Genomic DNA, 23,698 nt, shown 5'->3' on the forward strand with positions numbered 1-23,698 from the left:
CAGAGATTATTTCTCTGTCTCGACCAGTCCCTTGACGAACATGCGCTGGAAGATCACCACCACCAGAACCGGTGGGATGGTTGCCATGATCGTCAGTGCGAATGCCTTGGGGAATTGCGGAATTTGCCCGCCTTCATAAAGCGAGTTATAGACCTGCTTAATACCAATCACGATCGTGTAAAGCTGATCATCGGTCGTCATCAGAAGCGGCCAGAGATACTGGTTCCAACCGACAACAAACATGATGATAAAGATCGCAGCGATCATGGTGACCGATAGCGGCACGAGAATATCGATGAAGAACCGGATTGGTCCCGCGCCATCAAGGCGTGCAGCTTCAAGCAATTCGTCCGGCACAGAGCGATAGAACTGACGGAAGAAGAATGTCCCCGTTGCCGATGCAATCAAAGGCAGGATCAGGCCGGTATAGGTGTTCAGCAAGCCAAGATCTGCGACCACTTCGTAAGACGGTACGATGCGAACTTCGAGTGGCAGCAGAAGGGTTGAGAACACCACCCAGAACAAAGGTGTCGCAAGTTTGAAGCGGAAATAGACAATCGCATAGGCCGCCATCATGGAAATGATGACCTTGCCGATCGCAAAACCAAGGCCCAGCACCATACTGTTAAACAGCATTTCAAGGGCGGTCACCCTGCCCTTTGTCGCGTCCGGATCAAACAGGATCGCACCATAGTTGCTAAAGAACGCGTCACCTGGCCAGAACTGCAAACCGTTCTGGAAGATGAATTCACGGGTATGCGTGGATGATGCAAACGCAATCCAGACCGGCATGATCATAAAGAGCGCGCCCAGGATCAGAATTGTGTGGTTGGTAAAGATACGCCATTTCGACTGATACATGACGGCCCCCTAGTAATGAACTTTGCGTTCGATGAAGCGGAACTGGAACACGGTCAAAACGCTGACCATGATCATCAGAAGAACTGACTGGGCAGCACTTCCGCCCATATCCGCACCAAGGAAGCCATCAACATAAACCTTGTAAACGAGCGTCGCGGTCGAGCCGCCCGGCGCACCTTTGGTCGACACATCGATGATGCCAAAGGTTTCAAAGAAGGCGTATGTCAGGTTGATCACAAGAAGGAAGAAGGTCGTCGGAGCCAGAAGCGGGAATGTAATCGTCCAGAAACGGCGTTCAGCACTTTTACAATCAAGTGTGGCTGCTTCCTGAACCGCTTTGGGAATGCCCTGAAGGCCAGACAGGAAGAAGATGAAGTTCACGCTAACCTGTTTCCATACGGCAATCAGGATCACGACGAATGCCGCGTCATTGGCGTTTTCAATGTGATTGAACTCGAACCCGAAATTGTTGAAGACCTTATAAAGATCCCCCATCAGCGGGTTAAACATCATGTTACCCAGAAGGCCCGCCACAGGCGGTGCGATGGCATATCCCCACATCAGAAGGGTTTTGTAGGATTTGGCACCCCGGATCACTTCATCAGCACGTACTGCAAGGAACAGTGAAATTGCGATGGAAAGGACCGAAACCAGTACCGAAAACACGACGGTAAAGATAGCCGACCGCGTCCAAGATGAGCTGGACAGCACATCTTCGAAATTACGGAACCAGACAAACTGCGAAGACAGGCCAAATGCATCTTCAAGCAGGAAAGACTGGTATAGAGCCTGGGCTGCAGGCCACAGGAAAAATATGGAAATAATCAAAATTTGGGGTGCAATAAAAAGATATGGCACCGCGCTATGTTCAAATTGTACGCGCTTCATCGCCTACGCCACCTTAAAGCAAGTCCGAAAAATGCAAAACAGGGCGACCAACAAGGGCCGCCCCGCATTTGCGTAAAGCAGATTAGTTCGAATAGGTGTCGTTGAAGCGATCCAGCAGACCGTTTGCTTCTTCTTCGATCGTTGCGAAAGCCGCATCAACGGTTTCTTCGCCGTTCATGATCTTGTCGACTTCACGATAGATGACTTCGCGGATCTGGACGTAGAAACCAAGGCGGTAACCTTTGGTCCAGTCGCCACCTTCCTCGGAAAGCTGCAGGATGCCGACTTCTGCATCCGGGCTTTCGTTGTAGTAGCCATCTTTTTTCGCAAGCTCATAAGCTGCATTGGTGATCGGAACATAACCGGTTTCTTTGTGCCAGTAGTACTGGGTTTCCGGTTTGGTCAGGAAGTCGAAGAATGCAGCAACGCCGGCATCTTCTTCTGCGCTGTGACCCGCAAATGCGAACAGTGATGCGCCACCGATGAAGGTCGACTTCGGTGCGTCACCAACATTTTCCCAATACGGAAGGGTCGAGGTGCCAAAATCAAACTGAGCGGACTTACGAAGACCGCCGAAGGAACCGGAAGAACCGATCCACATGGCAACCTGCTGCTGTACGAACGCATCCTGGTTCGCACCCCATGCGCGGCCATAGTAACCGTAATAGCCAGCGTCTTTCCAATCCTTGACGTGCTGCCAGTGATCTTTCAGAGCGTCGTTGTTGTAAAGAATTTCAACGTCGGTGCTGTCATAACCATTGTTGGCGGTCGCCATCTGAAGGTTGTGACGCGACATGAAGTTCTCAAAGAAGATCCACGGGCTGTGCGACTGAGCAAGCGCTGTGTAGCCAGCTTCTTTCAGTTTCGGAGCAGCAGCTTCGAATTCCTGCCAGGTTTTCGGAACATCAACACCAGCTTTGGCCAGAGCTTCTTTGTTATAGTACAGAAGCGGGGTCGAGCTGTTGAAAGGCATGCCGATCATTTTGCCGTCAGAGTCGGCGTAGAAGTAACGAACGCCCGGGATGTAATCATTGATGTCGAACTTGACGTTGTTGGCTTCAAGCAGGTCCTGAACCGGCTTAACAGCGCCTTTCGCATTGATGATGGTTGCTGCACCGGCGTCGAAGATCTGGATGATGTTCGGCTGGTTTTTCGCGCGGAACGCTGCGATGCCGGCCGTCATGGTGTCTTCGTAACCACCCTTGTTAACAGCAACAAGCTTGTATTCGGACTGGCTTGCATTGAAGTCAGCGGTGATCTGGTCAACAACGCCACCAAGCGCGCCGTCCATTGCATGCCACCAGGTGATCTCGGTTGCGGCTTCTGCGGTGCTGCCAAGGGCAAACACAGCTGCAGCAGCCATTAGAGTTTTGCGAAACATGATCTGTTAGCTCCCAAATAAAAAGACATCTGCGTCAAACCGCCTGTTGTTCGGTTCGCCGCAACGCATTCGTTTTCTGTCGGGAGCCCTGTTTCCTCAAGTGACAGTTTTCGGAAATTTACTTTTCGAACGCAGAAATGATCAATAATGCGCAGTTAATCGCCACATAGAACGGCGATATGATGACTATAAATGTTCGTATGAACGCGCAAATTCTTGCATATTGCTCTTATTCCAACCGAACGACAATTCTCAAATCAGTTGATGAAGGTAAAACAAAACATTGTTTATTATGACATTTATGGGTCTGTTTTGTTTCACTTCCATCAAATTGCAACGATTTAAGGAGAGCGTGCATCCCTTCCAATGCAAAAAGGGCGACACGAATGCCGCCCTTTTCAATTGTTCACTTATGAACACTGTTGCGTCGTGATCAGCCCTGCTTGTCGCGCTGAACAAACACTGACAACAACGCCAATCCACCGGACACCAGCATCAACAACAATGAGAGTGCGTTAAGTACTGGCGTAGACCCCTGCTTTAGGCGGTCAAACATCGCGATGGTCAATGGCGCGTCTGATCCCACCAGCATCAAGGTGGTGTTGAAGTTTTCAAACGACATCAGGAAGGCAACGATCCCTGCCCCGATCAATGCCGGTTTGAGGAACGGGATGGTAATGGTCCACAATGCCGCCCTGCGCGACGCGCCAAGATTAAGTGCCGCTTCTTCAAGGCTGACATCAAACTTCCGAAGGCGTGCGGATATCACAAGCGTCGTGATCGTCGTGACAAAGGCAAACTGGCCAATAATCACAAGGAACAATCCCGGACGCAGGAATTCAAGATCCCAGCCAATCGCTTCTTCGACACCATTGGCGATGAAGTTGGAAAACACCAAAATCGAAATACCCAGGATTACGCCGGGGATCACCAATGGCGACAAAGAAACAATATAAAGCAGGTTCTTGCCGGGAAAATGGCTGCGTTCAAACAGGAACGCGTTACAGGTCCCGACCGTCACTGAAAGGATCGTCACCCAAAAGGCAACAAAGGCCGACACCCCGACACTTTCAAGCAACTTGCTGTCATTAAAAATGCCGATATAGGGATCGCTATCACCAAAGAACCACGCCAGAGTTCCGCCTTCCCATGGCATGGACGGAAAAAGGCTGTCATTAAAGGCAAAGACACTGACCACGATCAGTGGCGCGCTGAGATAGATGAAGAACAGCGTGATATAGCCCGCGTACAGGCGCTTATAGAATTTGGGCTGTGGAATACTTGGAATCATAATCTACCCCCTAGCCCACGGTCTGCGACAAAGTCTGCTTGCTGAGCTTCAATCCAACCCAGACAATGACAGATGACAAAATCAGCAACAGGAAGCCAAAGGCAGAGCCGGACTCCCAGTTAAAGCGCGTGATGAATTGGGTATAGATCTGCTCGGTAAACCAGAGGCTGTCTTTGCCACCCAGCAGGTTCGGTGTCAGATAGTTACCAAGGGTCAACATGAATACAACGATGCAGCCCGATGCAATGCCCGGCATCGCATGCGGAATGACGATATCGCGCGTCACTGTGAATGCGTTCCCGCCCAGATCGTAGCCAGCCTCAATCAAGCTGTCATCAAGGCTATCAAGGACCGATACCAGCGGCACGACCATGAACAGCATCGATGTGTAAACAAGGCCGACCATGATGGCGGCGTCGTTATACAGCATCTCAACCGGACCATCGGCGATCCCGATCCACTGAAGCAGGTTACTGATTACACCACTTTCACGCAGCAGGATCATCCAGCCAAAGGTACGAACCAGTTCTGATACCCAGAACGGGATCAGACACATCAGGAACAGGGCGTTCTTGCCCTTCCCGCGCATCACCTTGGCAATATAGTATGAAACCGGGAAACCGATGACCAGGGTCAAAACCGTCGCAAAGATCGACATGACCGCCGTGCGGACATAGGTGTTCCAGTAAAGCGGTTCGGCAAAGAATTCGATATAGTTGATAAAGCTGAACTCGTACTTCCCATAGGAAATCCGCTCACGCAGCGATACCAGCAGCAGATCGATATGCGGCAGGATCACGAGCAAAAACAGCCACAGCAACAGTGGCAGTGCCAGCAAAAGCAATCCGAACCGAAATCCGCCGCCTTTTACAGCAGACGCGTTGCTCATGCCCCTGCTCCATTCCCGTTCGAAGCAAAGCAGCGTGTCTGTTCTATATTCCAAGTCAGACTGATTTCATCACCTGCGCGAACGGATGCAAAGGCGCCGGTCTGCGGCAATGCCACGGTCATTTCATGTCCGGTCAGGCTCTCACGGACCTGCAAACTGCTGGCTGCACCGTTGAACAATACGTTCTCAACCTTGGCTGAGAGCGTATTTTCAAATGAACCACCATCATTGATGGCAATTGCTTCGGGGCGAACAAACACGTCTACCGACTGACCATCAGTTATGTTGGCATTACCATCACGCTTCGCAAAGACCTTGCCGCCAGATGCCAGGCTGATTTCGATCTGCTGATCGTTGCCACCATTAACAGTGCCGTTCCAGCGATTGCTTTCGCCAACGAAGCCTGCAACGAAGGCCGTCTGCGGATTGTAATAAAGGTCCTGAGGTGCGCCGACTTGCTCAAAGCGGCCAGCATTCATCACAGCAACCTGATCAGACATGACGAGTGCTTCGGACTGGTCATGGGTGATGTAAACAAAGGTGGTACCGATTTCGTGCTGAAGCTGCTTGAGCTCGACCTTCATATGCTCACGAAGCTTAAGATCAAGCGCGCCAAGCGGCTCATCAAGCAGCAAAACAGCCGGATCAAGCACAAGGCAACGTGCGATCGCGATACGCTGTTTCTGACCACCGGAAAGCTGGCTGATCTGTTTTGGACCAGAATCCGGCAAACCCACGCGGGCAAGCGTTTCGTTCACTTTCCTGGCGATGGTTGCCTTATCGACGCCACGGCGCTTAAGGCCATAGGCAACGTTTTCGGCAACATTCATCATCGGGAACAATGCCAGATGCTGGAACACCATATTGACCGGACGACGGTTTGGCGGAACCCCCAAAACTGAAGAACCCTTGATGAGGATGTCGCCTGATGTCGGCGCCTGAAATCCTGCGAGCATGCGCAGCAATGTGGTTTTGCCACAGCCACTTGGTCCAAGGATGGAGAAAAACGATCCCTTTGGAATGGCCAGCGAAATGTCATTCACTGCGGTGAATTGATCAAAAGTTTTGACCACATTTCGGCATTCAAGGTCAAATTGGTCAGCCATGGGCGCCCTGTTCACTTATTTCTTTGTTGGTGGAGCTGACGAACGACGGTTGCCGTTCAGAAAAGCAGAATGTCCCCGGCACGAAATGGTGCCGAGGACAATTATCTGGAAACAGATGTTTCCTTAGTTCGACTGTGCTGCTTTCACACGGTCAAGGGTCTTGCCTTCAAGAACCTCAAGACCAGCCGGAACGGTCGGATACCACTTGATGTTATCAAGGTCCGCCGGCGGGAAGCTGCCCTGGAACTGTGCTTTGAGGGTGTCATCAGCAAATTCGTCAGCACCTTTGGACGCGGTGAAGTTACCAGCGTTTGCGGTGATTTTTGCTGCGATGTCCGGCTGCATCACGAAGTTGATCCACTTGTAAGCGGCATCATCGTTTTTCGATTTGCGCGGAAGAACAAAGGTATCAATCCAGCCAAGCGCGCCGGATTTCGGTGCGACAAAGGTGATGTCGGCATTGTCGTTGTTAAGCTTCCAACCGCCGGTATCCCAAGCCATTGCAGCAACAACTTCGCCCGAACGTACGAGGTTCAGAAGCGCATCGCCGCCTTCCCAATAGGTTTTGACGTTGGCTTTACATTCGATCAGCTTGGCTTCAACCGCATCAAGGATTTCCTGATACTTGGCTTCGTCGCCATATGCTGCGAACGGATCTAGGCCCATGGAATATGCAAAACCGATCAGAGTCGGACGTTTCAGGCGATAAGAAACCTTGCCTGCAACGTCTGCGGAGCAAAGATCAGTGTAGTCAACAACACCGGCTGCTTTGGTCTTGTCAACGATCAGGCCGCTGGTACCCCAAACATGCGGGACAGCGTAAACTTCGCCATCAACGGTGGTGTTTGACTTGGTTGCCGAAAGCATCGATGCGATGAATTTGTCGGCATCGATTTTCGACAGATCGATCGGCTTGTAGATACCGTATTCAAGCTGTGCGCCAGCGATACGGTCCTGGGATGGCTGAGCAAGGTCAAACCCGCCGCCACCGGTAGCGCGGAGTTTGGAAATCATGTCTTCGTTGTTGGACAACGTCACTTCAACATCGATGCCGGTTTCTTTTTCGAACTGCTCGACAACTTCATCCGGAGCGTAACCGCCCCAGGTCAGCAGACGGAGCTCTTCAGCCTGTGCGGCCGAAACGAGCGACACCATTCCTGCGATGGCGGTAAGGCCGAGCAAGGAACCACGCAATGCGCCGTGTTTTTTAGACATTTTGAATCCTCGTTTTAAACGTGATGGCTTTTCCCTGTAACCGGATCGATGCATTTCGGCATCTTGTTGTTTTCCGGCCCAGACAGTATCGCAAACTTCTGTGTTGATACGAAAGGAAAAACGAACATTTTTCTTTCCTTCGAAAACATCGAAGTCATTTTTGCGCCAGCCCCGGCGAAGGGCAAGTTAAAGTTCTGCAACAGTTTTTCGCGAAATGCGGCACGCAGTTCAGCCAAACACAAAAAAGGCGCCACAAAGGGCGCCTTTTCATTTTCAACATATCAGAACGGTGCCCTGCACTCAGTCCTCAGCACTAAATTCAGCCGGGCAATCGACCTTCACATAGGCCTTTCCGCTCGTGTCAAACAGGTGTGCAGCCCCTGCTGGCGCGGACGCCGTTACTGCATCACCCATCTTAACCCGGCTATGCCCCGGTGCACGAACAGTCACCCGGTCGCCATTGGCAAGGTTAAGATAAAGATAGGTCGAATCACCGAGCTTCTCGACAACATCAACGACACCGCTGACCGTCAATTCGCCCGCGTCGCCAAGCGACAGATGTTCCGGACGAATACCAAGCTCGACGGATTTTCCGACTTCTGACTGCGGCACTTCGAACGGCAGAACCGATTTGTCACCACCAGGCACAGAAACCGTTACCTTGCCCTGTTCCACTCCATCGATGGTCACATTGGTGAAGTTCATCGCGGGTGATCCGATGAAGCCTGCAACAAAACGGGTTTCCGGATGATGATAAAGCTGCATCGGTGACCCGACCTGCTCAACATTACCTTTGTTCATTACAACGATCTTATCGGCCAAGGTCATGGCTTCGACCTGATCGTGGGTGACATAGATGATGGTCGATTTCAGGTCCTGATGAAGCTTTGCGATCTCGATACGGGTTTGCACACGCAGCGCTGCATCAAGGTTCGATAGCGGCTCATCAAACAAGAAGACTTTTGGTTGGCGCACAATCGCACGGCCAATTGCCACACGTTGGCGCTGACCACCGGAAAGCTCGGACGGTCGACGATCGAGCAATTGATCAAGCTGCAGAACACGGGCCGCCTCGCGAACGCGCGCTTCAATTGCCGCTTTGTCCTGTTTATCCAGCTTCAGGCCAAAAGCCATGTTCTTATAGACCGTCATATGCGGATAAAGCGCATATGACTGGAACACCATGGCGATCCCGCGATCACGCGGGCTTTTGGTGTTCACCACATCGCCATCAATCATCAGATCGCCGCCGGTGATTTCTTCAAGCCCGGCGATGATGCGCAGCAAGGTCGATTTTCCACAGCCCGACGGCCCGACAAACACAACGAATTCGCCATCCTTCACATCCAGATCAATGCCGTGCAGCACATCAACCGCGCCGTAGCTTTTGCGGATCTGGTCAAGTTTCAAGTCAGCCATTTATTCAAAACTCCAATCAACCAACAATTACTTCACCGCGCCAGACGTCAGGCCGCGAATGAGTTGTCGGGAGAAAATCAGATAAAGGATCAGGATCGGAATGATCGCAAGGCTCAGCGACGCCAGAACTGCGTTCCAGTCGGTCACATACTGGCCAATGAATTGCTGTACACCCAAGGTAATGGTCTGCTTGCCATCGCCTGGTGCCAGGATCAGCGGGAACCACAAATCGTTCCAGATCGGGATCATGGTGAACACCGCAACCGTGGCAACGGCCGGACGGATCAGTGGCAGGATGATCGCAAAGAAGATCGTAAACTCCCCGACCCCGTCACACCGTGCAGCTTCTTTCAAATCCTTGGGGATCTGATGCATAAACTCGGTCAGGATAAAGATCGCCAAAGGCAACCCTTGCGCCACATAGACCAGAACCAGTGCGGTCAGTGTGTTGATCAGACCCAAATCAACAATCAGGTTCAGGATCGAAACCGACCCCAAGCGGATCGGCACCATGATTCCGATTGCCAGGTAAAGCGCCAAAGCGGTATTGCCCGGGAAGCGATATTCCGACAGCGCCCAAGCAGCCATAGCACCCAAAAGCAAGACGATCACGATGGTGATGATGGTTACCGAGAAGCTGTTATAGAAAAACAGCTCAAAATTGGATTTCGCCAGAACCTTGGTGAAACCTTCGATGCTGAAAGTTTCTGCGTTCGGGAAGCCCATCGGATCACGGAAAATGCCCTTACGTGTTTTGAAGGCATTGATGATCACAAGAAAGATCGGATAAAGCGCCACCAGCGTGTAGGTCAGGAGGATCGCGTGAACGATCACTGCCCGACTGGCGTCCTCGCGGCGAATATTGGAAAAGCTCATCATCGCCCCCGATTACAGCTGATAGCGCGCCAGACGGCGCTGAATGGCGAACAGATAGAACAGAACGCCGGCCAGAATGATCAGGAACATCAGGGATGCAACCGTCGCACCAAGGTGCGGGTTACCCAGCTGAAGCTGATAGCCAAAGAAGGTGCGATAGAACAATGTGCCCATAATGTCAGTCGAGAAGTTCGGACCAGCAAGCGCACCCTTTACCGCATAAATCAGGTCGAAGGCATTGAAATTACCGACAAATGTCAGGATCGATACCATCGCAACCGTCGGTAGGACCAGTGGCAATTTGATGTGGATGAACACTTCAAAATGGCTCGCACCATCGACAATGGCTGCATCAACCAGATCATCAGGGATCGCCAGAAGTGCCGCATAGATCAGCATCAACGGAATACCGACCCACTGCCAGACTGAAATAAAGGACAGCGTCAAAAGTGCTGTGCCTTCTTTGCCCAGCCACGGACCAAACAGCGATTTCAGACCAACAATATCAAGAAGATCAGCACCAACACCCCAAACCGGGCTCAGGATCAGCTGCCAGATGAAACCAACGATCACGACGGAGAGCATGGTCGGCATGATCATCATGGTGCGATAGGTATTGCGGAACCGAAGCTGCGGCAGGCTCAAGATACCAGCCAAGGCAATTCCAATCGGGTTCTGAACCAGCATGTGAACAGCAAAGAACTTCATATTGTTCCAGAAGCTGTTCCAGAAGGTCGCAGACCAGTCCGGATCGGCCAAAATGGTTCTGTAGTTGTCCAGTCCGATAAAAGTCGCCTCGCCGCCACTTGGCGTCGTATAGAAACTCAGACGAATGGAATCGAGCAGCGGATAGATCATAAACAATGTGTAGATGATCGTTGCTGGAGCCAGAAAGGCAATCACAGGCAGCTTTGCCTTGCGCCAATCGGTCATGGGGCCGGAATGCGCCATACCCTGTCCTGTATTTCCAAGATTAAAGATTGAAGGTCACGTACGCCTTCGAATTTCATGGACCGCACTTTTGCCCGGCGGTCACCGGTGTTGGGACTAAGCCCTTGGCATTCAAGATGCAGCACCTTAACGGGCAGCGTGGAAAGGATGGCAGAAACCAGACGTCTCCGCCATCCTTTCAAAGATTTACTGGTGCGGTGCGTACCACTTCGACAGACCAGCTTCAGCAGCGCCAGCTGCGTCTTCCGGTGTCAACGTACCGTTGATAACCTGCGCAGAAAGGTTCCACAGGTCGTTTTCAAGGTTCGGGGTGCCGCGAGAGAGGATCTGATACGAGTTACGAATGGTAGACTCGCATTCCTGACGCCAGCTTACGAACTCGCTTGCAACCGGGTCGGTAACTTCGACCGAGTGGTTCGAGAGCGAGAAGAAGCCCGGAAGTGCGTTGGAATAAAGTTCAGCGAACTCGGAGCCAGTCATCCACTCAAGGAACAGCTTCGCTTCTTCGGCATTCTGGGAATCAGCATTCAGACCAAGTGCGATATCCGTGTGGTCACTGATATAGCAGGTGCCAGCGCCAGCTGCTGCCGGCGGCGGGAATGCGCCAAACGCGAAATCAGCCTGGTTGTTAAACAGCGAGATATCCCACGAGCCGGCCGGATAAACGGCTGCACGACCGAGCGAGAACAGGTTCTGTGCATCCGGATAGGAAATGGCTTCATAGCCGTCCGGAAGATAGTTCTTCCAGCTTTCCAGCTCTTTGAAGGTATCGACATAAGCTGCATCGGTGAATTTACCGCTGCCATCGATCAGCGCTTTACGGCCTGCTTCACCATCCCAGTGGTTCGGACCAATGTTCTGGAAGCCCATGGTTGCGGCTTCCCACTGGTCTGCAGTGCCCATTGCCATGGGAATGTAGCTGCCGTCTTCCTTGATCTTATCAAGGGCAGCATAGAATTCTTCGCTGGTTTTCGGAACTTCAATGCCAACTTCTTCAAAGGCTTCTTTGTTGTAAATGAAGCCATGAATTACCGATGCCATCGGCAGGCAGAAGGTTGCCGAACCGTCGTCGGTCTGCCATGCGGATTTAGCAACGTCAGAGAAGTTGTCCATACCCTTGAGGTCGTCAAGAGCAACAAGGTTGCCCTGCTTATAGAGCTCAAGCGATGCGTCAAACGGACGGCAGGTAATCAGGTCACCCGCGGTGCCGCCAGCAAGCTTGGCGTTCACAGATGCGTTATATTCGGTCGGCGGGGTCGGTTTGAACGACACATTGATGTCCGGATGTACTTTGTTGAACGCCGGAATGATTTTCTCGTTCCAGATATCAATATCGTCGTTACGCCAGCTTTCGATTACGAGATCACCGGCAGATGCCATCATCGGAACCAGGGCGACACTTGCCGCCAGGGCCCCGGCCAGGCCTTTTGCTAAGACTTTATTCGACATTTATGCCTCCTCTGATCAATGTCGGCGGACCGGCATCGTTTTTAGATGTCAGTCCTTGTATCCAAGCGCTGTCCGGAGATTTCCATTAGAAAGCGCGAGAATTTCTTTTGCCCGTGTCGGTGTATGGCCTTTGACGACCAACACCGCGGTGCGAATATCGAAATCGGATTGTTCAAGTGCCGCTTTGGCCTGCGCTTCTTCGCAAGACGCAATATGCGCGACGATACGGATCGCGCGACCATGCAGCTTGATGTTTTCAGCCCGCATGCCAACCATCAGGTTGTCAAACAAACGGCCCAGCTTATTCATCACAAGCGTTGAAAGGATATTGAGTGCTGCCTTTTGTGCAGTCCCTGCCCCCATACGGGTCGAACCGGCGACAACTTCTGGCGCACTTTCAAGATAAATACCGCACTCAGCAAGACTTAGGATATTGCCATCCGGGTTGTTGCAGATGCCCACCGTGAAAGCACCACGTTCGCGCGACAATTCAAGCGCGCGAATGGTGTAGGGCGTCGAACCGCTGGCAGCGATCCCGATGATCGCGTCTTTATCTGTAATATTGTGTTGGGAAATTTCGCGGGCTGCGAGTTCAGTATCGTCTTCGGCACCATTAAATTCGTTCGGCGCACTTTGTAGACCACCTGCCAGCATAACGATGGTGTGATCTTCGGGCCAACCGAACGTCCCACCAAGTTCCTTGGCATCCTGCCATGCAACAGTACCGGATGTGCCCGCGCCCACATAAACGAGACGCCCGCCGCCCCCCAGGCGACGCGCTATCCCGTCTGCCGCTGCCGCCAGATCCCCCAGGACCGGACCAACCGAGGCAACAGCGCGCATCTGGCCTTCCCACAAGGCCATAAGGAAATCGGCGTCGGACCATTGGTCCAACCCGGCAAATCGCGAATCAAAATCTTCTGTGCGTGATGCCATTTTTCCGTCTCCCTCTCCAAATTAAATACCATTGTGATACCAGCGACGCAAGCCACTTCGTAAAAATTTTCCGATTTAGAGAAAGTTACACCCATATATACTAGCTATATCAATACGTTACTGCGTCTTTTTTCCTCCCCACTACATGCCTTACGTAAATATACTGAAACCAAATAGAGACCATTAACCCGCTTACTGGAATTATATTGGTATTGCTTTTTAAGATACCACTCTGCTATGCTCCGATCAGAAACAGGAAGGCAGCTATCCCAAAAATGACAAACGAACGGCTTTATCTCGGTGTTGATGGTGGCGGAACCCGCTGCCGTGTAAGGATCGCAACAGAATCCGGAACCATTCTGGGAGAAGCTGTTCGTGGTGGCGCCAATACCCGTTTAGGCATGGATCATATCTTTGGCGAAATCACTGCCGCAGCCAAACAGGCATTAAAAGAAGCCAATCTGGACGAGTCCCGCATAGGTGACCTTCACGCCGGGCTTGGATTGGCTGGATTGCCACTGGAACGCGAACGCAATCTGATTGCCGCCTACCCACACCCGTTTGCCAGCATTTGCTTTGCAACCGATGCCTATACAGCATGTCTTGGCGCGCATGATGGCGCAAATGGTGCGATTCTGATTGTCGGGACCGGGACATGCGGCCAGGCCATCATCGATGACAAACAACTCGCCGTTGCCGGTTGGGGTTTTGAGATTTCCGATATCGGAAGCGGCGCGCGTATCGGCCGGGCCGCGATTGAAACGGCGCTTCTCGCCCATGAAGGACTGGCAAATCAAACCGATCTGACGCGCGACATCATGGCAAAGTTTGAAAACAATCCGGAAAACATCGTCGCATTCGCCGAAACAGCAAAACCGGGTGATTACGGCACCTATTGCCCGATGGTGTTTGACGCGGATGCCGCGGGTGATGCAACGGCAACAACCATCATCGGTCACGCAGTAAAGGCAAACCTTCAAATACTGCGCAAGCTTGTCGCCTTTGGCGCTGATCACCTGACCTTGATGGGCGGGCTTTGTGACCAGATGGCAATGCGTATGCCAGAAGACATCCAAAATCTGCTTGTACCAGCGAAGAATGACGCAATGCACGGGGCCATCCTGATGGCGAAACAGCATGAAAGAACGGCCGCATGATCGCTACACAGGACATCATTGCCAATCTGCGCACCCGTGATATCGAAAATACCGGCAACGGACCGCTTTATCGCCGCCTGCAAACAGCGCTTAAGGCCGTTATTGATGATGGCATCCTGCAAGTTGACGATGCCCTGCCAAGCGAACGCGATCTTGCCAATGAACTTGGTATTTCGCGCGTTACTGTGCGCAATGCGATGCGCTCGCTGGTGGAAGAAGGTGTTCTGGTTCAGCGTCATGGCGCAGGCACCTTTGTTGCGCCGCGCGTTGAACAGGCCCTGTCGCGCCTGACATCCTTTACCGAAGACATGATCACGCGAGGCATGGATCCGGGTGCCGTTTGGCTGGAAAAGACGTTGGGCCACGCGTCGCCAGAAGAAGCCATGGCGCTTAATCTTTCGCCCGGCACCGAAGTCACCCGCCTGCGTCGTCTTCGTACCGCGAACGACAAACCAATGGCGCTTGAATATGCGGTGATCCCGCGGGCCTTTTTGCCTAGCCCCGATGAAGTCGACAAATCGCTTTATGACGCGCTGGCCAAATACAACAAAAAGCCCGAACGCGCCCTGCAGCGCCTTCGCGCGGAACTATTTGATGGCGAAACCGCCAAAATCCTGGGCGTTCCAGATGGCAGCGCAGCACTTTATATCGAGCGCCGCTCATTCCTTGCCAATGGAACACCTGTCGAATTCACCCGATCCTACTACCGTGGTGACAGTTACGACTTTATCGCTGAAATGCAGGTAGATGCCCGCTGACATAACGGTCGGGCACATGCATAAACTGAGGGAAGACTGGAAATGACGACAAGTTGGCGCCCGAAAACGCAGATGGGCCGCGAATTGGCTGAAGCCCCGGAAGTTGTTGCCAAGCAATTGGACCACAACAAGGACGCTATCGCCAAACTTGCCGAAGATCTTCGTGCCAATCCGCCCAAATTCGTTGTGACCTGTGGCCGTGGCAGCTCGGACCATGCAACGCTTTATGCAAAATACCTGATTGAAAGCCAGCTTGGCATTCCCGTTGTTTCTGCCGCACCGTCCATCGTTTCGATTTATAACCGTTCAATCGCCACAAAAGATGCGCTTTTCATTGCCGTATCACAGTCTGGCAAAAGCCCGGACCTTGTGATCAATGCCGAAGCCGCCCGCGATGCTGGCGCACGCACGGTTGCGCTGGTCAATGTCGTGGACTCTCCGCTGGCAGATACGGTTGATCACGTGATCCCGTTGATGGCTGGCCCGGAAACCAGTGTTGCAGCGACCAAATCCTATATCGCGACCCTTTCTGCCATTGCGCAGATCGTTGGCGCATGGACCGGCGACACCGCATTCAACGAAGGCATCGGTAAACTCCCCAAATCCTTGAGCACTGCTCTGGATCAAGATTGGTTGGGCGCATCCGAGACCATTGCAAAGTCTGATGGGCTTTATGTGATTGGTCGCGGTCCGGCATTTGCGATTGCCCAGGAAGCAGCCCTTAAATTCAAAGAAACCAGCAGCTTGCATGCCGAAGCTTTCAGCGCAGCTGAAGTCAAGCACGGCCCAATGGCGCTGGTTACTCCCACCTTCCCGATGCTTGTTTTTTCGCAGCAGGATGCATCGCGTGACAGCGTCGAAGGTTTCCTTTCGGAAATGCGGGCAAAGACAGACAACCTGTTTGCCGCAGAGACGGGCTATGCCGATATCAAGGGCCACCTTCCGGTGGTCGAGGATATCCACCCGCTTCTGGCACCGATCGCGATGATTCAGACATTCTATACCCTGGCCGAAAGTGTTGCCTTGGCGCGTGGCTGCAATCCTGATGCGCCGCCGCACCTTTCGAAAGTCACGGAGACCCACTAATGACAGCATTTGCCATTACCAATGCCCGGATTTTTGACGGGACAGAATTCCATGAAGGCAAAGCCGTCATTGTGCGTGATGGCAAGATCGAAGCACTTTGCGATGCGCAGTCCCTGCCCGCAGACATCGATGTCATCGACGGCAATGGCCAGACCCTTGCGCCGGGCTTGATCGACGTGCAGGTCAATGGCGGCGGCGGTGTTCTTTTAAATGATGAGCCTACTGTCGATGGCGTTCGCGCGATCATGGAAGCCCATCGGAAATACGGTACAACGGCAATGCTGCCAACCCTGATCACAGATTACCGTGACAAGATGGAAGCAGCCATTAGCGCTGTTCAGGATGCGATTGATGCTGGTGTACCGGGTATCGTTGGCATCCACCTTGAAGGCCCATATCTCAATGCGGAGCGCAAAGGTGTGCATTCCGCCGAAATCATCCGCCCTATGGAAGAAGACGCGTTGAAATTGCTCACACGCCTTCCAAACGGCCGTATACTTGTCACCATGGCACCTGAAAAAGCCGCAAAAGGCACGATCAGGGCGCTTGCAGACAAAGGTGTTCTTGTCTGTGCCGGGCATACGGCCGGGACTTACCACCATATCCAAGAGGCAATTGGCGAAGGCATGCGTGGCTTTACGCATCTATTTAACGCCATGAGCCCGATGACCCATCGTGAACCCGGCGTTGCCGGTGCCGCGATGGCAGATGACGACACATGGTGCGGCTTGATTGTTGATGGATACCACGTACATCCGGCAGCGCTTAAGATCGCTATCAAAGCAAAGGCAACCGGTAAGATCATGCTGGTCACTGATGCAATGCCGACCGTTGGTGCTGCTGATAAGCGCTTCAGCCTTGGTGGTGAGGAAATCATTGCCAGTGATGGTCGCTGCGCCCTTGCCGATGGCACCCTTGCTGGCTCTGACCTTGATATGATTGCCGCAGTTAAAAACTGTGTCGAGATGGTCGGGATTGAGCTTGGCGAAGCATTGCGCATGGCATCCCTGTATCCCGCAGCCTTCCTTAAACTGGATGATCAGATGGGCCGGATCGCACCTGGCTACAACGCTGACATCATCTTGTTTGACGATGCATTTAATGTGACCCGCAGCTGGATCAACGGCGCAGAATAATCATAACAATCAAATCATTATCAGGTTTTCAGGAGGCACAAAATGAAGCCGGTTCGTATTCTTGTCGTTGGCTTGGGCAATATGGGACTTTCCCATGCAAAGACCTATCACCAGCTTGACGGATATGAAATCGTCGGCATTTGTGCCCGCTCAACCATTCCGGCCGAAAAGCTGCCAGACGGCTTTGCCGCTTACCCTCAATTCACCGACTATTTCGCGGCACTGGCGGAAACAAAACCTGATGCGGTATCGATCAACACCTATACCGAAACCCATGCGGATTTTGCGATAGCAGCATTCGAAGCTGGCGCGCATGTCTTTATCGAAAAGCCGTTGGCAGCAACGGTTGAAGATGCCGAACGCGTCGTCGCAAGTGCGAAGAAGCATAATCGCAAGCTTGTAATCGGTTATATCCTGCGCCATCACCCGTCATGGGAAAAGTTTGTCGAAATTGCCAAGACGCTGGGTAAACCGCTTGTCATGCGCATGAACCTTAATCAGCAAAGCAGCGGTGCTTTTTGGGAAACCCATAAACGCCTACTCAACAGCGTGTCACCGATTGTTGACTGTGGTGTGCATTATCTTGACATGATGTGTCTGATGACGGCGGCCAAGCCGGTATCGGTCAATGCGATTGGCGTACGGCTGTCGGATGAGGTTGCGCCAGAAATGTATAACTATGGTCAGCTTCAGGTACGCTTTGATGATGGATCAGTTGGCTGGTATGAAGCCGGCTGGGGCCCCATGATCAGTGAAACCGCCTTCTTTGTTAAGGACGTCATCGGGCCAAAGGGCTGCGTTTCGATCACCGATGTCGAGGAAAAAGGCGCCGGATCGGCCGATATCGACACCCATACCAAAACAAACGCGCTAAAACTTCACCATGCTGCCACAAACAGTGCCGGAGAATTTACACATTCTGACGAGATCATCCGAACCGACGATGAGCCCGATCATGATGGCCTGTGCCTGCGCGAACAGCAATTTTTCCTAAAGTCTATAACAGAAGAACTTGACCTGACGCAGCATATGGAAGATGCATTGGGCTCTTTACGGATTGCCCTTGCCGCGGACCAATCGGTTCGCACGGGGGCACCTGTTTTACTCTGACCCCCAGGAGGAGTACCCACATGCCTTCCGTTAAACCCGGTGTTGTTACCGGTGCTGCCTACCGTGACCTTGTTGCTGCTTGCAAGCAGGACGGTTACGCCCTTCCCGCTGTCAACATTACCACATCAAGCACGCTGAACGCTGCGCTTGAAGCCGCTGCAAATGCCGGTTCTGACATCATCATTCAGCTTTCGAATGGTGGCGCACAGTTCTTTGCTGGCAAGGGCATCAAGGACGCAGAAGCTGCCCGTGTTCTGGGCGCTGTTTCCGCAGCCCGCCATGCTCAGCTTTTGGCTGAATATTATGGCGTTGCTGTTGTCATGCATACCGACCACGCGAACCGCAAGTTCGTTCCGTGGGTCGATGAAATGCTGAAATGGAGCGAAAAAGCCTATGCCGAAACCGGCAGCGCGCTTTACAGCTCCCACATGCTTGACCTTTCCGAAGAATCGCTCGAAGACAACCTGTCGACCTGTGAAACCTTCCTGAAGCGCATGGCCGCCATCGAAATGAGCCTGGAAATCGAACTCGGTGTAACCGGTGGTGAAGAAGACGGTATTGGCCACGAACTCGATACGTCCAGCGACGAAATCGATCCGCGCCTGTATACCCGTCCGGAAGAAGTCGAAGAAGCATATCGCCGTCTTTCCCCGCTTGGCCATTTCTCGGTCGCGGCGGCATTCGGTAACGTGCACGGCGTTTACAAGCCGGGCAACGTAAAGCTTCGTCCGGAAATCCTTCTGGAAAGCCAGAAATTCGTCTCCGAGAAACACGGCCTTGGTGATCGCCCGCTGGACTTCGTGTTCCACGGTGGATCCGGTTCGGAAAAAGAGAAAATAGAAGAAGCAGTCGGCTATGGCGTCTTCAAGATGAATATCGATACCGACACCCAGTTCGCTTATTCCCGCCCGGTCGGCGAATATGTCGAAGCCAATTCTCGCGCGTTCAAGTATCAGGTCGATCCGGAAACGGACAAACCATACAAAAAGAACTACGACCCGCGCATGTGGGTCCGTGAAGCAGAACTTTCGATGGCAGCCCGCCTCGAAGAAGCTTTCAAGGACCTAGGCGCAACTGGCCGTTCTGTCACCAAGGGTTAATCCCGTTGATGTCAGCTTGACCCAGTTGGTCAAAAGAATTGTGAAGCCCGCCGGACTTGTTCGGCGGGTTTTTTCGTGCATCCATGGTGGGCGCATTTGCGAAATGACAGTCTCCTGACAAATACTGACAGGAACTGTCAGGGGCGCGCTTGCGTATAGCGATTGGACCCTCTATACACTTTCCGAACAATTCAGGAACAAAAGGCCCGACATGCTGACGAAAATTTCGGTTCGCGGTGCGAAAGAACACAATCTTCAGAACATCGATGTTGAACTTCCACGCGATTCTCTGGTGGTGATTACCGGCCTGTCGGGGTCTGGCAAAAGCTCGCTTGCGTTCGATACGATCTATGCTGAAGGCCAGCGTCGTTATGTCGAAAGTCTTTCGGCCTATGCACGCCAATTCCTTGAATTGATGCAAAAGCCCGATGTGGAATATATCGACGGCCTGTCACCGGCGATTTCCATCGAACAGAAAACAACGTCGAAAAACCCGCGTTCGACTGTCGGTACCGTGACCGAGATCTATGACTATATGCGTCTTCTTTGGGCGCGTATCGGCATCCCCTATTCGCCGGCAACCGGTCTTCCGATTGTTAGCCAGACCGTGTCCCAAATGGTTGACCGTGTGATGGAGATGGAAGAAGGCACGCGTTTGTACCTTCTGGCCCCCATTGTCCGTGGTCGTAAGGGTGAATACAAAAAGGAACTCCGGGACCTTCGGGCGCGCGGCTTCCAGCGGGTTAAGATCGATGGTGAGATGTATGACATCGACGAAGCACCGGACCTCAACAAAAAGCTGAAACATGATATCTCGGTGATTGTTGACCGCCTGATCGTCAAGGAAGGCATTGCAACCCGTCTTGCCGACAGTTTCGAAACCGCACTTGAACTGACCGATGGGATCGTTCTCACCGAAGACGCCAAAACCGGCGAGACGACCGTATTTTCGGCCAAGTTCGCCTGCCCGGTTTCCGGTTTTACCATCGAAGAAATCGAACCCCGCCTGTTCTCGTTCAACAACCCGTTTGGCGCCTGCCCGGCCTGTGACGGCCTTGGCACGCAGATGGAATTCGACCCAATGCTGGTCGTACCAGACGAAAGCAAGTCACTTGAAGACGGTGCCGTCGCACCCTGGGCCAGCACGACATCAAAATACTATCTGCAGACCTTAAAATCGGTCGCGAAGCATTTTGACTTCAAAACCAATGTCACTTGGGAAAAACTACCCAAGAAGGCCCAGGACATCATCCTGAATGGCTCCGGCGATGAAGAAGTTACCGTGACCTATGACGATGGTTCACGCAGCTACAAGGTATCGCGCCCGTTTGAAGGCGTTATTCCCAACATGTCGCGGCGTTGGCGCGAAACAGACAGCCAATGGGCGCGTGATGAGCTTTCGAAATATCAGATGGTTTCGCACTGCCCGACCTGTTCGGGCAAACGCCTGAAACCAGAAGCATTGGCGGTTAAGGTTGATGGTTGCGACATCTCTCAAGTTACGGATCTTTCAATTGCCAAGGCCGGTGACTGGTTCATCAGTCTTGAAGGCAAGCTGAACGAAAAAGAAACCGAGATCGCACGTCGTATCCTTCGTGAGATCAATGATCGCCTGCGGTTCCTGCGCGACGTTGGTTTGGATTATCTATCCATGTCACGCACATCTGGCACGCTATCAGGTGGTGAAAGCCAACGCATCCGTCTGGCATCGCAGATTGGTTCGGGCCTGACCGGTGTTCTTTACGTTCTTGATGAACCGTCCATTGGCTTGCATCAGCGCGACAATGATCGACTGCTTGATACGCTTAAACGCCTGCGCGATCTGGGCAATACGGTTCTGGTCGTTGAACATGATGAAGACGCCATTCGCGCAGCCGATTATGTGGTGGATATGGGCCCGGGTGCAGGCATTCATGGTGGCCGTATCGTCGCCCAAGGCACACCGGAACAGATCCAGCAGAACCCGGATAGTTTGACCGGCAAGTATCTGGTGGGTGTTGAGCAGATAGTTGTTCCAAAGGAACGCCGTAAAGGCAATGGCAAGGCGATTTCGATCAAGGGGGCGACCGCCAACAACCTTCAGGGCATTGATGTCGATTTCCCGTTGGGCAAGTTCATTTCTGTCACCGGTGTTTCTGGTGGCGGTAAATCGAGCCTTGTCATCGAAACGCTTTATAAGGCGCTGGCAAAACGCATGCATAACGCGCGTCAGCATCCTGGTGCCCATGATGCCATTGTTGGCGTTGAACTGATCGACAAGATCATTGATATCGACCAAAGCCCGATTGGCAGAACGCCGCGTTCAAATCCGGTAACATATACCGGTGCATTCACACCGATCCGCGAATGGTTCGCGCAGTTGCCCGAGGCAAAAACGCGTGGCTATAAGCCCGGACGTTTTTCCTTCAACGTCAAAGGTGGTCGTTGCGAAGCCTGTCAGGGTGATGGTGTCATCAAGATCGAGATGCACTTCCTGCCTGACGTTTATGTCACCTGCGATCAGTGTAAAGGCAAACGATATAACCGTGAAACACTGGAAATATCGTTTAAGGGCAAATCGATATCCGACGTTCTTGATATGACCGTCGAAGAAGGTGCGGAGTTCTTCAAGGCTGTCCCGTCGATCCGCGACAAGATGGAAACCCTCAAACAGGTTGGTCTTTCCTATATTCATCTGGGCCAACAGGCCACCACCCTGTCAGGTGGTGAAGCGCAGCGCGTGAAGCTTGCCAAGGAGCTTTCCAAACGTGCAACGGGTCGAACGATCTATATCCTTGATGAGCCGACCACAGGTCTTCATTTCCACGATATCCGCAAGTTGCTTGAGGTCCTGCATACCCTGGTCGATCAGGGCAACACGGTTGTTGTGATTGAGCATAACCTGGATGTCATCAAGACAGCCGACTGGATCATTGATATCGGCCCGGAAGGTGGTGATGGTGGCGGTCAGCTGGTCGGCACGGGCACGCCGGAAGCCATCATGGCGAATGAGCGAAGCTATACAGGTCGTTACCTGAAACGCCATCTTGGTCTGGAATAACGAAATTGGGGCAGCATTGGATGCCCCTTTTCATTTGATCAACCGCTATTGGTCACTCTGTTCTCGACCCGTTTGACCAATGCTGTGCTCAACCTTTCGCTAAAGCCTGACAGGAAGGCAAAGACGAGAACGATGGATATCTGCTCACCTGCGGCGGGTGAATTGCTGATCTGATCAAGGTCATCAAGGTTATGGAGCTCATCAAGCGGGATTGGCAGAATGCCCGCACGCAGCGCCAATAAAACAACCAGCGCAAAACAGAACCCCATGCACGGTCGGAACAGGAAGTTAAAGAACACCGATGCCGGTTCCATTTCGTTCCAGGGTGTGTCCTTGCCAAGTCGCATCATCATGCTGGTCAGGGCACCAATCGCGCCGAAGCTTCCAACAAAGAACAACAGATCATAGCTAAAGCCGAAAATCTTGCCGCTGCCGGTGCTGATGATGTTATCGACCTGAACAAACAGCAACACCGCGAAAATCAGCACAATTGGCGACAGCGCCAGTGCAATGGCTGCGATACGCAGGCTTTTGTTAAATGCCTTCTCGACTGGCGCGTGGTCCGAGAGAAGCTTTGGACGTTCTTTTTGCTCATCATTTAGATCGTGCAGATATCCCTGCACAAAGCCGTCCCGTCCCTGATTAAGAGCCAACAACATGATCACAGCGTCTGATTGCTTGCGATCCGTCGCAGTATCAGACCATTGGCTGTCATCGCGCCACCAACGCAAAAATGCCCGCATTACCAGTGACGCCCGCCAACCTTGCCGGGTTGCTACCACATATTCGATCATCCCTTCGATATCCGCCGGGCTAAACGCGCCATCGCCAAACTGGGGAAATGGAAAACCCAAACGACGTTCACGTGGTTCCCCCGGGTCATCATCATTTTCCGGGGCATCTGGCTTCTGGTCTGCCGGACATTCCACATCGCGCCAAGCACGTCGGCGCGGCACAAGTCCGATTACCGGGCAATGCGTTGGGTCGTAGCCATAAGGATGGTGCGGATAGCTCATGTGACTGTCATCTTGTAGCTGAGGGACAGAACG

General features: G+C 52.6%; 21 protein-coding genes. 7 read left to right on the forward strand and 14 right to left on the reverse strand.

Annotated elements, in window-relative coordinates; all coding sequences use genetic code 11:
• Window positions 1–6: 6 nt before the first annotated feature.
• The 13 genes from ugpE to ACMZ66_RS17355 all read right to left on the reverse strand — a co-directional run bounded on the left by ugpE (window position 7) and on the right by ACMZ66_RS17355 (window position 13,262).
• Window positions 7–861, reverse strand: a complete 855-nt coding sequence (gene ugpE / locus ACMZ66_RS17295; RefSeq protein WP_416939036.1) for a sn-glycerol-3-phosphate ABC transporter permease UgpE — start codon at window positions 859–861, stop codon at window positions 7–9.
• A 9-nt stretch (window positions 862–870) separates the two neighbouring features.
• Window positions 871–1,749 carry an ABC transporter permease subunit gene (locus tag ACMZ66_RS17300; RefSeq protein ID WP_416939038.1) on the reverse strand — a complete coding sequence of 293 codons (879 nt, stop codon included), beginning with the start codon at window positions 1,747–1,749 and terminating at the stop codon, window positions 871–873.
• A gap of 82 nt (window positions 1,750–1,831) precedes the next feature.
• Window positions 1,832–3,130 carry an extracellular solute-binding protein gene (locus tag ACMZ66_RS17305; RefSeq protein WP_416939040.1) on the reverse strand — a complete coding sequence of 433 codons (1,299 nt, stop codon included), beginning with the start codon at window positions 3,128–3,130 and terminating at the stop codon, window positions 1,832–1,834.
• A gap of 433 nt (window positions 3,131–3,563) precedes the next feature.
• Complete coding sequence (locus ACMZ66_RS17310; RefSeq protein ID WP_416939042.1) at window positions 3,564–4,421, reverse strand: ABC transporter permease; 858 nt, start codon at window positions 4,419–4,421, stop codon at window positions 3,564–3,566.
• Window positions 4,422–4,431: 10 nt separating this feature from the next.
• On the reverse strand, window positions 4,432–5,310 hold the full coding sequence (locus ACMZ66_RS17315; protein ID WP_416939044.1) for an ABC transporter permease: 879 nt from the start codon (window positions 5,308–5,310) through the stop codon (window positions 4,432–4,434).
• On the reverse strand, window positions 5,307–6,416 hold the full coding sequence (locus ACMZ66_RS17320) for an ABC transporter ATP-binding protein (RefSeq protein ID WP_416939046.1): 1,110 nt from the start codon (window positions 6,414–6,416) through the stop codon (window positions 5,307–5,309). The genes ACMZ66_RS17315 and ACMZ66_RS17320 overlap by 4 nt, the downstream gene beginning before the upstream one ends.
• 123 nt (window positions 6,417–6,539) lie before the next feature.
• Window positions 6,540–7,631: an extracellular solute-binding protein gene (locus ACMZ66_RS17325; protein WP_416939048.1), complete on the reverse strand. Its 1,092-nt coding sequence runs from the start codon at window positions 7,629–7,631 to the stop codon at window positions 6,540–6,542.
• A gap of 14 nt (window positions 7,632–7,645) precedes the next feature.
• The gene (locus ACMZ66_RS17330; RefSeq protein ID WP_416939050.1) at window positions 7,646–7,867 is read right to left on the reverse strand and encodes a hypothetical protein; all 222 of its coding nucleotides are present in this window, start codon (window positions 7,865–7,867) and stop codon (window positions 7,646–7,648) included.
• Between the two features lie 64 nt (window positions 7,868–7,931).
• Complete coding sequence (locus tag ACMZ66_RS17335; RefSeq protein ID WP_416939052.1) at window positions 7,932–9,050, reverse strand: ABC transporter ATP-binding protein; 1,119 nt, start codon at window positions 9,048–9,050, stop codon at window positions 7,932–7,934.
• Window positions 9,051–9,077: 27 nt separating this feature from the next.
• Window positions 9,078–9,926 carry a carbohydrate ABC transporter permease gene (locus ACMZ66_RS17340; protein WP_416939053.1) on the reverse strand — a complete coding sequence of 283 codons (849 nt, stop codon included), beginning with the start codon at window positions 9,924–9,926 and terminating at the stop codon, window positions 9,078–9,080.
• A gap of 12 nt (window positions 9,927–9,938) precedes the next feature.
• Window positions 9,939–10,877 carry a carbohydrate ABC transporter permease gene (locus ACMZ66_RS17345; protein ID WP_416939055.1) on the reverse strand — a complete coding sequence of 313 codons (939 nt, stop codon included), beginning with the start codon at window positions 10,875–10,877 and terminating at the stop codon, window positions 9,939–9,941.
• 186 nt (window positions 10,878–11,063) lie between these two features.
• Complete coding sequence (locus tag ACMZ66_RS17350; RefSeq protein WP_416939057.1) at window positions 11,064–12,326, reverse strand: ABC transporter substrate-binding protein; 1,263 nt, start codon at window positions 12,324–12,326, stop codon at window positions 11,064–11,066.
• Window positions 12,327–12,374: 48 nt separating this feature from the next.
• Window positions 12,375–13,262 (reverse strand): N-acetylmuramic acid 6-phosphate etherase, encoded by an 888-nt coding sequence (locus tag ACMZ66_RS17355; protein WP_416939059.1) that lies wholly within the window; start codon window positions 13,260–13,262, stop codon window positions 12,375–12,377.
• A 275-nt stretch (window positions 13,263–13,537) separates the two neighbouring features.
• On the opposite strand from ACMZ66_RS17355, the gene ACMZ66_RS17360 reads away from it, so the two are divergent.
• The 7 genes from ACMZ66_RS17360 (at window position 13,538) to uvrA (ending at window position 22,649) form a co-directional block, all read left to right on the forward strand.
• Window positions 13,538–14,419 carry a BadF/BadG/BcrA/BcrD ATPase family protein gene (locus tag ACMZ66_RS17360; protein ID WP_416939061.1) on the forward strand — a complete coding sequence of 294 codons (882 nt, stop codon included), beginning with the start codon at window positions 13,538–13,540 and terminating at the stop codon, window positions 14,417–14,419.
• Window positions 14,416–15,177 carry a GntR family transcriptional regulator gene (locus tag ACMZ66_RS17365; protein WP_416939063.1) on the forward strand — a complete coding sequence of 254 codons (762 nt, stop codon included), beginning with the start codon at window positions 14,416–14,418 and terminating at the stop codon, window positions 15,175–15,177. Before ACMZ66_RS17360 ends, ACMZ66_RS17365 begins: the two co-directional genes overlap by 4 nt.
• 42 nt (window positions 15,178–15,219) lie before the next feature.
• Window positions 15,220–16,263, forward strand: coding sequence for an SIS domain-containing protein (locus ACMZ66_RS17370; protein WP_416939065.1), 1,044 nt, complete (start codon window positions 15,220–15,222; stop codon window positions 16,261–16,263).
• A complete protein-coding gene (gene nagA, locus ACMZ66_RS17375; RefSeq protein ID WP_416939067.1) occupies window positions 16,263–17,399 on the forward strand; it encodes an N-acetylglucosamine-6-phosphate deacetylase in 1,137 nt (378 codons plus the stop codon). Before ACMZ66_RS17370 ends, nagA begins: the two co-directional genes overlap by 1 nt.
• A 42-nt stretch (window positions 17,400–17,441) precedes the next feature.
• A complete protein-coding gene (locus ACMZ66_RS17380) occupies window positions 17,442–18,509 on the forward strand; it encodes a Gfo/Idh/MocA family protein (protein ID WP_416939068.1) in 1,068 nt (355 codons plus the stop codon).
• A gap of 20 nt (window positions 18,510–18,529) precedes the next feature.
• Window positions 18,530–19,609: a class II fructose-bisphosphate aldolase gene (fbaA, locus tag ACMZ66_RS17385; RefSeq protein WP_416939070.1), complete on the forward strand. Its 1,080-nt coding sequence runs from the start codon at window positions 18,530–18,532 to the stop codon at window positions 19,607–19,609.
• Window positions 19,610–19,820: 211 nt separating this feature from the next.
• Window positions 19,821–22,649: an excinuclease ABC subunit UvrA gene (gene uvrA, locus ACMZ66_RS17390; RefSeq protein ID WP_416939072.1), complete on the forward strand. Its 2,829-nt coding sequence runs from the start codon at window positions 19,821–19,823 to the stop codon at window positions 22,647–22,649.
• Between the two features lie 38 nt (window positions 22,650–22,687).
• On the opposite strand, the gene ACMZ66_RS17395 is transcribed toward uvrA, so the two are convergent.
• Window positions 22,688–23,665 carry a hypothetical protein gene (locus ACMZ66_RS17395; RefSeq protein WP_416939074.1) on the reverse strand — a complete coding sequence of 326 codons (978 nt, stop codon included), beginning with the start codon at window positions 23,663–23,665 and terminating at the stop codon, window positions 22,688–22,690.
• Window positions 23,666–23,698 lie beyond the last annotated feature (33 nt).

This window comes from Thalassospira sp., assembly GCF_048059015.1.
Lineage (GTDB): Bacteria > Pseudomonadota > Alphaproteobacteria > Rhodospirillales > Thalassospiraceae > Thalassospira.

What these genes read in the sequence shown, in the direction of transcription:
- ACMZ66_RS17350 (WP_416939057.1), bottom strand. Translation starts at nt 12,326, where the DNA reads ATGTCGAATAAAGTCTTAGCAAAAGGCCTGGCCGGGGCCCTGGCGGCA.
- ACMZ66_RS17360 (WP_416939061.1), top strand. Translation starts at nt 13,538, where the DNA reads ATGACAAACGAACGGCTTTATCTCGGTGTTGATGGTGGCGGAACCCGC.
- ugpE (WP_416939036.1), bottom strand. Translation starts at nt 861, where the DNA reads ATGTATCAGTCGAAATGGCGTATCTTTACCAACCACACAATTCTGATC.
- ACMZ66_RS17395 (WP_416939074.1), bottom strand. Translation starts at nt 23,665, where the DNA reads ATGAGCTATCCGCACCATCCTTATGGCTACGACCCAACGCATTGCCCG.
- ACMZ66_RS17315 (WP_416939044.1), bottom strand. Translation starts at nt 5,310, where the DNA reads ATGAGCAACGCGTCTGCTGTAAAAGGCGGCGGATTTCGGTTCGGATTG.
- ACMZ66_RS17365 (WP_416939063.1), top strand. Translation starts at nt 14,416, where the DNA reads ATGATCGCTACACAGGACATCATTGCCAATCTGCGCACCCGTGATATC.
- ACMZ66_RS17310 (WP_416939042.1), bottom strand. Translation starts at nt 4,421, where the DNA reads ATGATTCCAAGTATTCCACAGCCCAAATTCTATAAGCGCCTGTACGCG.
- ACMZ66_RS17305 (WP_416939040.1), bottom strand. Translation starts at nt 3,130, where the DNA reads ATGTTTCGCAAAACTCTAATGGCTGCTGCAGCTGTGTTTGCCCTTGGC.
- ACMZ66_RS17380 (WP_416939068.1), top strand. Translation starts at nt 17,442, where the DNA reads ATGAAGCCGGTTCGTATTCTTGTCGTTGGCTTGGGCAATATGGGACTT.
- nagA (WP_416939067.1), top strand. Translation starts at nt 16,263, where the DNA reads ATGACAGCATTTGCCATTACCAATGCCCGGATTTTTGACGGGACAGAA.
- uvrA (WP_416939072.1), top strand. Translation starts at nt 19,821, where the DNA reads ATGCTGACGAAAATTTCGGTTCGCGGTGCGAAAGAACACAATCTTCAG.
- ACMZ66_RS17335 (WP_416939052.1), bottom strand. Translation starts at nt 9,050, where the DNA reads ATGGCTGACTTGAAACTTGACCAGATCCGCAAAAGCTACGGCGCGGTT.
- ACMZ66_RS17300 (WP_416939038.1), bottom strand. Translation starts at nt 1,749, where the DNA reads ATGAAGCGCGTACAATTTGAACATAGCGCGGTGCCATATCTTTTTATT.
- ACMZ66_RS17355 (WP_416939059.1), bottom strand. Translation starts at nt 13,262, where the DNA reads ATGGCATCACGCACAGAAGATTTTGATTCGCGATTTGCCGGGTTGGAC.
- ACMZ66_RS17320 (WP_416939046.1), bottom strand. Translation starts at nt 6,416, where the DNA reads ATGGCTGACCAATTTGACCTTGAATGCCGAAATGTGGTCAAAACTTTT.
- ACMZ66_RS17345 (WP_416939055.1), bottom strand. Translation starts at nt 10,877, where the DNA reads ATGGCGCATTCCGGCCCCATGACCGATTGGCGCAAGGCAAAGCTGCCT.
- fbaA (WP_416939070.1), top strand. Translation starts at nt 18,530, where the DNA reads ATGCCTTCCGTTAAACCCGGTGTTGTTACCGGTGCTGCCTACCGTGAC.
- ACMZ66_RS17370 (WP_416939065.1), top strand. Translation starts at nt 15,220, where the DNA reads ATGACGACAAGTTGGCGCCCGAAAACGCAGATGGGCCGCGAATTGGCT.
- ACMZ66_RS17325 (WP_416939048.1), bottom strand. Translation starts at nt 7,631, where the DNA reads ATGTCTAAAAAACACGGCGCATTGCGTGGTTCCTTGCTCGGCCTTACC.
- ACMZ66_RS17340 (WP_416939053.1), bottom strand. Translation starts at nt 9,926, where the DNA reads ATGAGCTTTTCCAATATTCGCCGCGAGGACGCCAGTCGGGCAGTGATC.